This window comes from Dactylosporangium maewongense, assembly GCF_039531485.1.
GTDB lineage: Bacteria > Actinomycetota > Actinomycetes > Mycobacteriales > Micromonosporaceae > Dactylosporangium > Dactylosporangium maewongense.
This window is the reverse complement of the sequence record NZ_BAAAQD010000032.1, coordinates 1-12,370: the sequence shown is the minus strand read 5'-3', so window position 1 is coordinate 12,370 and position 12,370 is coordinate 1. Positions and strand designations below refer to the sequence as shown.

9 protein-coding genes and 1 rRNA gene are annotated in these 12,370 nt (G+C 72.0%); 4 read left to right on the top strand and 6 right to left on the bottom strand.

All coding sequences use genetic code 11. The annotated features are described in order from the left end of the window. Positions 1-355 precede the first annotated feature (355 nt). Entirely contained in the window at positions 356-1,882 is a 1,527-nt protein-coding gene (locus tag ABD332_RS49640) for a chitinase (RefSeq protein ID WP_344512284.1), read from the top strand. 87 nt (positions 1,883-1,969) lie between these two features. Here ABD332_RS49640 and ndk read toward each other — a convergent pair whose 3' ends face one another. Further along, complete coding sequence (ndk, locus tag ABD332_RS49635) at positions 1,970-2,383, bottom strand: nucleoside-diphosphate kinase (protein ID WP_344512282.1); 414 nt, start codon at positions 2,381-2,383, stop codon at positions 1,970-1,972. Positions 2,384-2,619: 236 nt separating this feature from the next. Between ndk and ABD332_RS49630 the strand changes: the two genes are divergently transcribed. After that, a complete protein-coding gene (locus ABD332_RS49630) occupies positions 2,620-5,151 on the top strand; it encodes a VOC family protein (RefSeq protein ID WP_344512280.1) in 2,532 nt (843 codons plus the stop codon). Here ABD332_RS49630 and ABD332_RS49625 read toward each other — a convergent pair. From ABD332_RS49625 to ABD332_RS49610, 4 genes are all read right to left on the bottom strand, one after another. After that, positions 5,148-6,119, bottom strand: coding sequence for a helix-turn-helix transcriptional regulator (locus tag ABD332_RS49625; RefSeq protein ID WP_344512278.1), 972 nt, complete (start codon positions 6,117-6,119; stop codon positions 5,148-5,150). The genes ABD332_RS49630 and ABD332_RS49625 overlap by 4 nt on opposite strands. Before the next feature lie 3 nt (positions 6,120-6,122). Then, on the bottom strand, positions 6,123-6,467 hold the full coding sequence (locus tag ABD332_RS49620) for a DUF4233 domain-containing protein (RefSeq protein ID WP_344512276.1): 345 nt from the start codon (positions 6,465-6,467) through the stop codon (positions 6,123-6,125). Next, a complete protein-coding gene (locus ABD332_RS49615) occupies positions 6,464-7,732 on the bottom strand; it encodes a bifunctional folylpolyglutamate synthase/dihydrofolate synthase (protein ID WP_344512439.1) in 1,269 nt (422 codons plus the stop codon). The genes ABD332_RS49620 and ABD332_RS49615 overlap by 4 nt, the downstream gene beginning before the upstream one ends. Positions 7,733-7,880: 148 nt before the next feature. Beyond that, the gene (locus tag ABD332_RS49610; RefSeq protein WP_344512275.1) at positions 7,881-10,499 is read right to left on the bottom strand and encodes a valine--tRNA ligase; all 2,619 of its coding nucleotides are present in this window, start codon (positions 10,497-10,499) and stop codon (positions 7,881-7,883) included. A 73-nt stretch (positions 10,500-10,572) separates the two neighbouring features. Between ABD332_RS49610 and ABD332_RS49605 the strand changes: the two genes are divergently transcribed. Together ABD332_RS49605 and ABD332_RS49600 are read left to right on the top strand one after the other, a co-directional pair. Then, complete coding sequence (locus tag ABD332_RS49605) at positions 10,573-11,439, top strand: hypothetical protein (RefSeq protein ID WP_344512273.1); 867 nt, start codon at positions 10,573-10,575, stop codon at positions 11,437-11,439. Between the two features lie 85 nt (positions 11,440-11,524). After that, positions 11,525-12,151, top strand: coding sequence for a hypothetical protein (locus ABD332_RS49600; RefSeq protein WP_344512271.1), 627 nt, complete (start codon positions 11,525-11,527; stop codon positions 12,149-12,151). Between the two features lie 95 nt (positions 12,152-12,246). On the opposite strand, the gene rrf is transcribed toward ABD332_RS49600, so the two are convergent. After that, a 5S ribosomal RNA gene (gene rrf / locus ABD332_RS49595) occupies positions 12,247-12,363 on the bottom strand. Positions 12,364-12,370: the final 7 nt, after the last annotated feature.

Here is a 12,370-nt window from a genome sequence, read left to right as displayed (position 1 = left end):
GGCGGTCGCACTCCTCGCGTGACGTCAGCTGTCTCGACTCCACGCGGGGACGAACCTTCACAGGTCCGCGGTACCACCCCGCTTGCCACCTGACGGTGGCCGCTCGTTGGCCGGCTGTAACGGACCGGTGCCCGTCCGGTTCTACTGAGGCCGCCGATGACCGGCGGCCCGTTCTTCCGGAGGCTCGCCGGTGATGGCCGGGTCGACGCCTGTGCATCCAGGGTACCGCGTCGCGCATCCAGGTTTCCCCGGCTGCCATAAAGAATAGTAAAGAAACCTTGACATTAATTCCCCGCTGGAGTTTCGTGACACCAAACGTCGACGCCCATCGACGTCACCCCCACCTGGAGCCACGATGCGTCCACGCACTATCGCCCTGCTCGCGGGCACCGGAGCGGCCGCGCTGACCCTCGCCGGGGTCGTGATCGCGCTGCCCGCCTCGGCCGCCGAGCTGCTCACCAACCCAGGCTTCGAGACCGGCAACGCCAACAGCTGGAGCTGCGAGCCGTCGGCCGCGGTCACCTCCGGCGGCGCCCGGTCCGGCAGCTACAAGCTCACCGGCACGCCCGGCGGCACCACCGCCCGGTGCCAGCAGACGGTGTCCGTGCAGCCGAACACGAAGTACACCTTCTCCGGCTACGTCAACGGCTCCTACGTGTTCATCGGCGTCACCGGCGGCGTCGACGCCAGCACCTGGACGCCCGGCACCGGCGGCGCCTACTCGCAGCTCTCGGTGTCGTTCACCACCGCCGCGACGCAGAAGACGGCGGTCGTCTACGTCAACGGTTGGTACGGGCAGCCCGCCTACACCGCGGACGACTTCTCGCTGAACGGCCCCGGCGGCACCCCGCCGACGACGCTCGAGCCGACCACCCCGTCCGCGTCCCCGTCGCGGTCGACCTCGCCCTCGCCGTCGGTGTCGCCGTCGGTCTCGAAGTCCCCGTCGACCTCGCCGTCACCGTCGACCTCGACGCCGCCCAGCCCGCTGCCGAAGCACTTCCTGACCGGCTACTGGCAGGACTTCGTCAACAGCGCGGCGAAGCTGAAGCTGCGTGACGTCCCCAGCGAGTACGACCTGATCGACGTCGCGTTCGCCGAGACCGGCTCGCAGCCGGGCCAGCTGACCTTCGCGGTCGACCCGCAGCTCGCCTCGGCGCTCGGCGGCTACACCGACGCGGAGTTCAAGTCCGACATCGCCACCCTGCACGCCCGCGGCAAGAAGGTCATCCTCTCCGTCGGCGGCGAGGCCGGACGGGTCAGCGTCGGCGACGCGACCGCCGCGACGAACTTCGCCAACAGCGCGTGGGCGCTGATGCAGCAGTACGGCTTCGACGGCATCGACATCGACCTGGAGAACGGGCTCAACCCGACCTACATGGCGCAGGCGCTGCGCTCGCTGCGGGCCAAGGCCGGCGCGAACCTCATCATCACGATGGCGCCGCAGACGATCGACATGCAGTCCACCGGCGCCGGCTACTTCGCGCTGGCACTGTCCATCAAGGACATCCTCACGGTGGTCTACACCCAGTACTACAACTCCGGCGCGATGCTCGGCTGCGACCAGATGGCCGCGTACTCGCAGGGCACCGTCAACTTCATGACCGCGCTCGCCTGCATCCAGCTGGAGAACGGGCTGCGCCCCGACCAGGTCGCCCTCGGCCTGCCGGCCGGCCCCGGCGCCGCCGGCGGTGGCGTGGTCGCCCCGGCGCTGGTCAACCAGGCGCTGTCGTGCCTGGCGTCCGGCACCAACTGCGGCACGTTCAAGCCGCCGCACACCTACCCCGGCATCCGGGGCGCGATGACCTGGTCGATCAACTGGGACGTCACGAACGGCAACAACTTCGCCAAGACCGTCAAGCCGCACCTGGCGACGCTGCCCTAAGGCTTTCTTCCCCAACACAGTGAGGAGGGCGGGTGTCCCAGCACCCGCCCTCCTCGCCATTCAGGTCTCGCCCATTCAGGGTGATTTTTATTCCGCGAGCTCCGGGAACCACAGGGCGATCTCACGCTTCGCGCTGTCCACCGAGTCGGACGCGTGCACGAGATTCTCCCGGTTGGACAGCGAGAAATCGCCGCGGATGCTGCCCGGCGCGGCCTTCCTGCCGTCGGTCGAACCGATCAGGGTGCGGATGACGGCGATCGCCTCGTCGCCCGAGACGACCAGCGCGACGAGGTCGCCGCTGGTCATGAAGTCACGCAGCGGCGGGTAGAAATCGCGCTCCACGTGCTCGGCGTAGTGCTGGTCGGCGAGGGTCCGATCCATGGTGCGCAGCCGCATCGCGTCGATGGCGAGGCCCTTGTGCTCCAGGCGCCCGATGATCTCGCCGACGAGTCCACGGCGCACGGCATCAGGCTTGATCAAAACGAGCGAACGCTCGGCCACGAGGTGCCTCCAAGATGGGTCCGGTTCGCCCCCGAGCCTACCCAGCGTCACTGAACCCGACCCGCCCGGGTGCCGAAGACTTCCGTTCCGGCGATGATCAGGCATAGCCTGATGTCAGTCGTCTGGGGAGGTCGACTTTGCCGTCCAGCAATCGTGCGCAGGACACCGGCACCAGGAAACTCGTGATCGCACTGCTCGTCGTGGTCGGTAGTTTCCTGGCATTCTGCGGACTGGGGATGACCAACGCGTTGGTGGTCGCGTTGGGCATCATCCTGGCCGCGGCCGGTCCGGTGCTGATCCTTGTCCTCAACTCGCGCAACAAGGTGCGGCAATACGTCTACGGCACAGCGAGGGTCGCCGATATCTCGCCCCGCCCGACGACCGACGGACGCACCGCCCGCGGGCGGCTCAAGCTCGTCGTCAGGGCGACGGGCATCAACGGCGTCACCGTCTCCACCGTCGACCCGGCCATCCCGCTGGACAAGTGGCCCGACGCCGGCGCGACCCTGCCGGTCCAGGTCCTCAAGGGCAACCCGCGCAAGCTCGCCGTCGTCTGGGACAAGGTCCAGTCGCACCAGGACGCCCAGGCGTCGGAGCGGCGCCCCTCCGGCGGCGGCGGCGGCCCGCGCTACTCCGTCGACGGCGACGAGTTCGACGTCGTCGACTCCCCCACCGACGACTACGAGCGCGAGCGCGAACGCGCCAGGGTCGCCGCCGGCGGCGCTGTGGGTGGTCCGGCCGGTGGCCCAGTCGGGAGCTCAGTCAGGGGGCCAGGCGGTGGCTCGGTCACGCCCTTCGAGCGGCCCGCCGAAGACCTCCCGCCGGACAACCGGCCCACGCTCACCGACCTCCCCCCGATCGCGGCGCCGGTCATCGAGCCGGTCCGGCTGTCGGGGCGCGGTGACCGCACCGGCCAGACCCGGCCCGCCCAGCGGCCGACCTCCCCCGCGCCCAGCGGCACCGGCACCGGCGACCCCGCCGGCACGTCGGGATTCGCGGCACCGGCGGCGGTCGCCTTCACCAAGACGGGCTCGCAGGCCACCGGCTCGCCCACGGCGAGCGCTTCGCCCACGGCAACCGGCTCGCCCACGGCGGCCGCCTCACCGGCATCGGCCGGCGGGCAGGCGGCAACCGGCGGGCAGGCGGCGACCGGGGAGCACGCGCTGGCCGGGGAGCACGCCGGGGTCGGGACCGTCACCGCCGCGCCCGTCAGCGGGGCCGGGATCGCGGATCCCGCCGCCGATGCCCAGGCCGCGCACGCGGGTGTCGTGACCGAGGACACCCCGCCGATGGTGGTGCGCCTGCCGTCCAACCCGGTGCGGGGCGGCGCCCGGCGCCGGCCGAGCCCGCGTCCCCGCCCCGACACCCACGACCGCGCACCGGCGAGGACCGTGGAGCCGGCGGTCGCGCCCACCCCTGAGGAGACCCCGGCCGCGGTCACGGAGGCCGCGCCGTCGTACACGATCCCGGAGGCGGGCTCCACCCTCTCGCCACCGCCGGACCTGCCGTTCTCGGACCTGCCCGAGCCCCTCGCCGCCGACCAGCCCTCTGACCAGCCCTCTGAGCAGGCCGCCTCGGAACAGGCCTCAGTGCAGGCCTCTCAGCAAGCCTCGGACCAGGCTCCGGAGCTGACGCCCGCGGTGCAGGACGTCGAAACCGCCGTCGAGGGGGGTGTCGAGCAGCCCGCCGACGAGCCCACGGGCGCCGCCGCCCTTCCGCCGGGGATCACCTGGTGGCCCGACCGCGAGACCGAGCAGCTGCCGACCCGGCTCCCGCACCTGGAGCACATCCAGGTCCACGACGCCGAGCCGCCCGCCGACCCGGCACCCGCAGACACCGCTCCCACCGACCCGAGGCCCACAGACACCACTCCCTCGGACTCGGCCCCGGCGGACAGCGACCCCGCCGATACCGCCGACACCGCGCCCGTGGGCGGCACTGACGAGTCGGCCCCCGTCGTGGGGCCGGCACCGGTCGTCGGGCCGTCGCCGGTCCTCGGGCCGTCGCCGGCCGGGCCGCCGACGCCGCTGCGGTCGGCGAACGAGGCCGCCGCCGGCGACCCGGCGAGCAACGGCAACGCCACCGTCCGCCCGTGGGGTACAGGCGACGCCGGCGGGCGCACGACGTCGGCGTGGTCGAGCAACGGCCACTCGCGCGACGCCACCCCGCCCGGCACCGGCGTGTTCGGCGCCGCGCCCGCGTGGCCGACGCCCGGCACGGCGCTGCCCGGCGGGAGCGGCGACGACGATGACGAGGAGCCGGTCGCCCCGAACCCTTACGCCACGGAGCACTACGTCGGCGACTCGCCCGAGGACCAGCTGGAGGAGCAGCCGCCGTCCGAGGGCGCGGTCGGGCAGTTCCTGGCGACCGAGCAGCGGCAGCAGCCCAACCCCCTCGACGGCGTCAACGGGGTGAGCATCACGCTGATCGTGTCGGACCTGGAGCGGTCCCGGCGGTTCTACCGCGACACCCTCGGCCTCACCGAGCTCGACAGCGGCGACACCGCCGCGGTCCTCGCCACCGGCGACGCCAGGGTCGTGCTGCGCCGGGTCGCGGACATGCCGCCGGTCGACCGCCGGGTCGTGCACCTCAACCTCGAGGTCCCCGACGTGTACGAGGCGTACGAGCGGCTCCGCGAGCAGGGCGTCGACTTCGTCCACCGGCCGCGGGTCGTGCCGCAGGGCGAGCAGCTGGAGCTGTGCTCGGCGACGTTCCGCGACCCCGACGGCCACGCGATCGCGCTGACCAGGTGGGAGCTGCGGCGCTAGCCGGAGTAGCGGCGGAGGGTCTCCTCGGCGGTGCGGCGCATCAGCTCGCGCAGCTCCGCCGGGGCGAGCACCTCGACGTCGGGGCCGAAGCGGCCCAGGTCGACCCGCACGTGCTCGAAGGTCTCGATCGGCAGGACGATCTCCACCCAGCCGTCGGCGTCGGGCGGGCCGGCGGTCTCGCGCAGGGCCCGTTCGGCGACCGGGCCCAGCATCCACCACATGCTCACCGCGCGGGGCCCGACGCGGACGGTGGCGTCGCCCCCGCGGTACAGGGTGCGCTGCAGCCGATCCGACCAGCCGGTCCAGTAGTCGCGCAGGTCGAAGCCCTCGGGCCGCTCGAACCGCTCCGGCAGCACGTCGACGGCGTCGACGCGGGAGATCCGGTAGGCGTTGACGCGCTCCCGTCCGCGGGCGACGACGTACCAGGCCGTGCCCTTCAGCACCAGGCCGAGCGGCTCCAGGCTCCGTTCGACCTGGGTGCCGTCCCACTTGCGGTACGACACCCGCAGCCGCCGCTGGTCCCACACCGCGCCGGCGACGGCGTCGAGATGCGGCGGCGCCTCCGGGTCGCGGAACCAACCGGGCGCGTCGACGTGGACGCGCTCCTGGATGCGCGCCGCCATGGTGCGCTGCTCCAGGGGCATCGCCGCGAGGAGCTTCAGCTGCGCCGCGTCGAGCGTCGGCCCGAGGCCCAGGTGCCCGGCGGTGGCGCCGCTGCCGGCGAGGAAGAGCGCGGCCGCCTCGTCGGTGGTCAGCCCCGTCAGCGTCGTGCGGTAGCCGTCGACGAGCTGGTAGCCGCCGGCGGGCCCGCGGTCCGCGTACACGGGAACCCCTGACGCGGAGAGCGCCTCGATGTCGCGGTAGACGGTGCGGATCGAGACCTCGAGCTCGTCGGCGATCTGCTGCGCGGTGAGCCGGCCCCTGGTCTGCAACAGCAGCAGCGTCGAGAGCAGCCGGCTCGCCCGCATGCGTCAGGGTTTGTTCGCGTAGACGGCTCGCCGCACATACAACACGTAAGCCCACGTCAGGCCGAAGACGATGCCGAGGGCGAGCAGGGACCAGTGCAGGACGCCGCCGGCGAGCAGCGCGACCGGCACGACCAGCGCCGCGTGCCACGCCCATCCGTGCCGCAGCAGCCCGCAGAGGGCGAAGCTGAGCACGGCGAGCCCGCCGCAGAGCCACAGCGCGCCGGCCGACTGGCCGAGCTTCGCCAGGGGCAGCAGCGCGAGCAGCAGGACCAGGCCGAACACGACGAGCGCGGACGCGCCGACGCCGCGGACGGCGCCGCCGGGGTTCTTCAGGCCGGTGGTGCTCATCGCTTCAACAGCCCGCGGGCGTCGGCGACGGTGACGACCGAGCCGGTGACGAGGATGCCGATCGAGCCGGGGATCGCGTTGTCGGACTCGGCGAGCGTGACGGCCGTGTCGATCGCGTCGGCGAAGTCGGGCACGACGTGGACCCGTTCGGGCCCGTACAGCTCCTCGGCGATCGCGCCGAGCTGCGCGGCCGACATGGCCCGGGGCGAGCTGTTGCGGGTGCAGACGATGCTCTCGGTGATCGGCTCGAGCAGCTCCAGCATGCCTTCGACGTCCTTGTCGGCGAGGGCCGCGACGACGGCGACGAGGCCGCTGAACGCGAACTCCTCGTTGAGCGCGCGGACGGTGGCCTGCATGCCGACCGGGTTGTGCGCGGCGTCGACGAGGATCGGCGGTGACTTGCGGACCCGTTCGAGCCGGCCCGGCGAGGTGGCGCCGCCGAACCCCTCACGGACGGCGTCGGCGCTCAGCGCCCGCTCGTTGCCGGCGCCGAGGAACGACTCGACGGCCGCCAAGGCGATCGCCGCGTTCTGCGCCTGGTGCTCGCCGTGCAGCGGCAGGAAGACGCCCTCGTAGGTGCCGGACAGGCCCTGCAGGGTGAGGACCTGCCCGCCGACGGCGAGGTCGCGCCGGACGACGCCGAACTCGCGGCCCTCCCGGGCGATGGTCGCGCCGACCTCGGCGCAGCGCTCCAGGATCGGGCGCATCGCCTCGTCCGGCTGCGCCGCGCAGATCAGGGTCGACCCCTTGTGCACGATGCCGGCCTTGGCGAGCGCGATGTCCTCGATGGTGTCGCCGAGCCACTCGGTGTGGTCGAGGCCGATCGGGGTGATCACGGTCGTCTGCGCCTGCAGCACGTTGGTGGAGTCGTCGGCGCCGCCGAGGCCGACCTCGACGACGGCGACGTCGACGGGCGCGTCGGCGAACGCGGCGAACGCCATCGCCGTGGTCATGTCGAAGTACGTCAGCGGCGCGTCGCTGCGCGCGTCCAGGTACTCGGCGAGGGGCTGGACCTCGTCGTACACCTCGACGAACCGCTCCTCGGTGATCGGCTCGCCCTCGATGCTGATGCGCTCACGGATCGTCTGCAGGTGGGGGCTGGTGTAACGCCCCGTCCGCAGGCCGTGCGCGCGCAGCAGCGAGTCGATCATCCGGGCCGTCGAGGTCTTGCCGTTGGTGCCCGTCAGGTGGATCGCCGGGTACGCCCGCTGCGGGCTGCCCAGCGAGTCGAGCAGGGCCTCGATCCGGCCGAGGTCGAACACCATCCTGGTGAAGCCCCGGCCGTTGAGCTCCTGCTCGACCTCGTTGAAGCGACCCGGCCCGCTCACGCCGCCCCCTCCGCTGCGCTCCGGCGACGGCGCGAGCCCCACCCTGTAATCCTGGCTCGCAGCCCTCCGCTACGCTCCGGCCCGCTCACAGCGCGTCCAGCTGCCCGTTGATCCGGGCCAGGTCGGTCTCGGCGGCGGCGAGCCGCTGGCGGATCTTCTCCACGACCGCGTCGGGTGCCTTGTCGGTGAACGCCGGGTTCTCCAGCTTGGCCCGGCACTGCGCGGCCTCCTTCTCCGCGGCGGCCTTGTCCTTGCCGAGCCGGGCCCGCTCCGCGGCGACGTCGATCGTGCCGCGGGTGTCGAGCTCGACGGTGACCCCGACGCCGACGCTGAGCTTCGCGGTGGCCGCGAACTCCGCGCCGGGCGCCTCGAGCCGCGCCAGGGACCGGATGAGGCCCTCGTGCGCGGACAGGCCGGCGGCGTCGAGGCCTTCGAGCCGGGCGACGACCCGCTGGGCCGGCTTGACGCCCTGGTCGGCGCGGAACCGGCGGACCTCGGTGACGACCCGCTGCAGGTCGGCGACCTCCCGCTCGGCGGCGTCGTCCACCAGCGCCTGGTCGGCGACCGGCCAGGCGGCCCGCACGAGCGTCGGCGCGCCGGTCAGCGTCGTCCACAGCTCCTCGGTCACGAACGGCGTGATCGGGTGCAGCAGCCGCAGCAGCTGGTCGAGCACGTGGCCCAGCACCCGCTGCCGCTGCGGCGTCATGGCGCCCTTCGACAGCTCCAGGTACCAGTCGCAGACGTCGTCCCACGCGAAGTGGTAGAGCGTGTCGCACACCTTCGCCAGCTCGAACGCCTCGAACTGCTCGTCGACCTCGGCGATGACGTGCTGGAGCCGGGACAGGATCCACCGGTCGACGGTCGACAGGTCCTCGGTGGGCAGGTCACCCTCGACGGTCGCGCCGTTGGACAGGCCGAACCGGGTGGCATTCCACAGCTTGTTGCAGAAGTTGCGGGCGCCCTGCACCCACTCCTCGCTGACCGGCACGTCGGCGCCGGGGTTGGCGCCGCGGGCGAGGGTGAAGCGGGTCGCGTCGGCGCCGAACCGGTCGATCCAGTCGAGCGGGTCAACGACGTTGCCGAACGACTTCGACATCTTCTTGCCGTGCTGGTCGCGGACCATGCCGTGCAGCATGACGACGTCGAACGGCTGGCGGCCGTCCATCGCGTACAGGCCGAACATCATCATCCGGGCGACCCAGAAGAACAGGATGTCGTAGCCGGTCACCAGGACGCTGGTCGGGTAGAACTTCGCCAGGTCGGGGGTCTCGTCGGGCCAGCCGAGCGTGGAGAACGGCCACAGCGCCGAGGAGAACCACGTGTCGAGGACGTCCTGGTCCTGCGTCCAGCCCTCGCCCGTGGGCACCTGCTCGTCGGGGCCGACGCACACGACCTCGCCCTGTGGCCCGTACCACACCGGGATGCGGTGACCCCACCACAGCTGCCGGGAGATGCACCAGTCGTGCATGTTGTCGACCCAGCCGAAGTAGCGCTTGGTGAGCTCCGGCGGCTCCACCCGGACCCGGCCGTCGCGGACGGCGTCGCCGGCGGCCCGCGCCAGGGGCTCGGTGCGCACGAACCACTGCAGCGACAGACGCGGCTCCACGGTGGTGCCGCACCGCTGGCAGTGGCCGACGGCGTGGACATACGGCCGCTTCTCCGCGACGATGCGCCCCTCGGCGCGCAGCGCGGCGACGACGGCGGGCCGCGCCTCGAAGCGGTCCAGGCCGAGGAACGGGCCGTGGACGGTGATGACGCCGTGCTCGTCCATGATGGTGAGGCTCGGCAGGTCGTGCCGCTGGCCGATCTCGAAGTCGTTGGGGTCGTGCGCGGGGGTCACCTTGACCGCGCCGGTGCCGAACGCCGGGTCGACGTGCGCGTCGGCGACGATCGGGATCCGGCGGCCGGTGAGCGGCAGCTCGACCTCGGTGCCGACGAGGTGCTTGTAGCGCTCGTCGTCGGGGTGCACGGCCACCGCGGTGTCACCGAGCATCGTCTCGGCCCGCGTGGTGGCCACGACGATCGCGTCGGCACCCTCGCCGTAACGGATCGAGACCAGCTCACCGTCGTCGTCGGAGTGCTCGACCTCGATGTCGGACAGCGCGGTCAGGCACCGGGGGCACCAGTTGATGATGCGCTCGGCCCGGTAGATGAGGCCGTCGTCGAAGAGCCGCTTGAAGATGGTGAGGACGGCGCGGGACAGCCCCTCGTCCATGGTGAACCGCTCGCGGCTCCAGTCCACGGAGTCGCCGAGGCGGGTCATCTGGCCGAGGATCTTGCCGCCGGACTCGGCCTTCCACTGCCAGACCTTCTCCACGAACGCCTCGCGGCCCAGGTCGTGCCGGGACTGCCCGGACGTGGCGAGCTGCCGCTCCACGACGTTCTGCGTGGCGATGCCGGCGTGGTCCATGCCGGGCAGCCACAGCGCCTCGAAGCCCTGCATCCGCTTCCGGCGGATGATCGCGTCCTGGACCGTGTGGTCGAGGGCGTGACCGATGTGCAGCGAGCCCGTCACGTTGGGTGGGGGCAGCACGATCGTGAACGGTGGCTTGTCGCTGGCCGTGTCGGCCTTGAACAGACCGTCGGCCACCCATCGCTCATACCGCCGCTGCTCCACCTCGCCGGGCGCATACTGGGCCGAGAGCACCGAGGCAGTGGGGGCGGTCGGCTCGGCGCTGCCGGGCGTCCGTTGAGTCTCCGTCACAACAGCGAGTCTAGAACTTCGCGCGTGGGGTCTACGCTCGCCATTGCCCCCTCACTCAGGAGACTGATCGACGGTGACTTACCCGCCCCGCCCGTCCGACGACGAGCCCCACTCGCAGCCGTTCCAGCCCCAGTCGTACGACCTGGCGCCGGAGTTCGGCACGCAACAGGCTCCGAGCGGCGGGTCCTACCCCCAGCAGCCCGGCCCGTACGGCCCGCCGCAGTCGTATGCGCAGCCTCAGCAGCCGTACCAGCAGCCGGCGTACCAGGACCCGTACCAGGCGTCGGCACCGCCGTTCCAGCCGTCTGCACCGCCGTTCCAGCCCGCGGCGCCGTTCCCGGGGCAGGGCCCGGCCTTCCCGCCGCCCCCGCCGCCGCGCCGGGGCAAGGGGCTGAAGATCACACTCGGGATCCTGGGCGCGCTGTTCCTGATCTGCGCGGTCGGCTGCGGCGTGTTCCTGTACCCGATCATCGACGCGTCCGGCACCACGGTGACGGCGCCGGAGACGCTGCCGGGCGGGCTGAAGAAGGAAACCTCCGACGAGATGCAGACGATCGTCGACCAGATGGAGCGTGATCTGCGCAACGACGTCGGCGACGTGGACGAGGTCGCGGCGGGCATCTACAGCACCGGCGACCCGCAGAAGCTGGTCGTGATCGTCGCGGCGACGTCCACGGTCGTCTTCCCCGACGACGAGATCGAGGACGCGTTCAAGGGCTTCAACTCCACCGGCGGCAGCCTCGGCGGGCAGACCAGCTACCCGGCCGGCGACCTGGGCGGCACGGTGAAGTGCGCGAGCGGCACCGAGGACGAGCTGCCGATGACCCTGTGCGCCTGGGCCGACCACGGCAGTGTCGGCATCGGGGTGTTCATCGGCCGGGACCTCGGGGAGGCCTCGGACCTGTTCCTGCAGATCCGCCCGGCGGTGGAGTCCCGCTGATCGCGTTTTCCGCTGATGTACCGGTGGGGTCGGGCCGCTGCGGTCCGGCCCCACTGTGCGTGCGGGGCCTTGCTAGGCTGCGCCGATGGTCGATCTTCCGGGCATCTCCGACGCGGATGAGCCTGATGACGAGCCGCGTTCTTCCGTCAATGTGAAGAAGGTGGCCATCGTCTGCGGGGCCCTCGCCGGCGTGGCCCTGCTGGGCTCCGCGGTCGTCTACGGCCCGACGGTCTGGCGGGTGACCCAGCAGAGCGACACCAAGGTGTCCACACCGACGCAGATCGGCTCCTACACGCTGTTCTCCACCGACGAGGCCGCTCAGGCCTCCGAGTACGTCCGGGACGCGATCGTGACCGAGGTCAGTCTCGACGACAGCCTCGGCGCCATCTACCGGGAGCCGAACGGCTCCGAGACCCGCACCGTCATCCTCGTGGCCGGGACCGGCCGCATCTGGAAGCCGGAGCGGTCCCTGGACGGCGCCTTCAAGGCCGTCGCCGGCGCGGACACCGCGATCCGCGGGGTTCATGACGTCGACGCCGGCGACCTGGGCGGGGTGGCCCGGTGCGGCGAGATCGACGACAAGGACGGCGTGATCGCCGTGTGCGGCTGGGCGGACAACGGTTCGCTCGGCGTCGTGGTGCTTCCCGGCAGCAAGACGGCGGACGCGGAGAAGGCCCTGTCGACGATCCGGCCGGCCGTCGAGAAGCGCTGATCCGCGGCTTTCGCTTTCAGCGCCTTCTGGCGCTATTTCCTGGTCTGGAAATGCGAGTAGCCCCAGCCGGATGGCTGGGGCTACTGCGAAATTTTGTCCGGCGGCGTCCTACTCTCCCACACTCTCTCGGGTGCAGTACCATCGGCGCTGGAGGGCTTAGCTTCCGGGTTCGGAATGGGACCGGGCGTTTCCCCTCCGCTATGGCCGCCGTAACTCTAT

Excerpts from the sequence above, each read along its gene's own strand:
- ABD332_RS49640 (WP_344512284.1), top strand. The coding sequence starts at position 356 with ATGCGTCCACGCACTATCGCCCTGCTCGCGGGCACCGGAGCGGCCGCG.
- ABD332_RS49630 (WP_344512280.1), top strand. The coding sequence starts at position 2,620 with ATGACCAACGCGTTGGTGGTCGCGTTGGGCATCATCCTGGCCGCGGCC.
- ABD332_RS49625 (WP_344512278.1), bottom strand. The coding sequence starts at position 6,119 with ATGCGGGCGAGCCGGCTGCTCTCGACGCTGCTGCTGTTGCAGACCAGG.
- ABD332_RS49620 (WP_344512276.1), bottom strand. The coding sequence starts at position 6,467 with ATGAGCACCACCGGCCTGAAGAACCCCGGCGGCGCCGTCCGCGGCGTC.
- ABD332_RS49615 (WP_344512439.1), bottom strand. The coding sequence starts at position 7,732 with ATGGTGTTCGACCTCGGCCGGATCGAGGCCCTGCTCGACTCGCTGGGC.
- ABD332_RS49600 (WP_344512271.1), top strand. The coding sequence starts at position 11,525 with ATGGTCGATCTTCCGGGCATCTCCGACGCGGATGAGCCTGATGACGAG.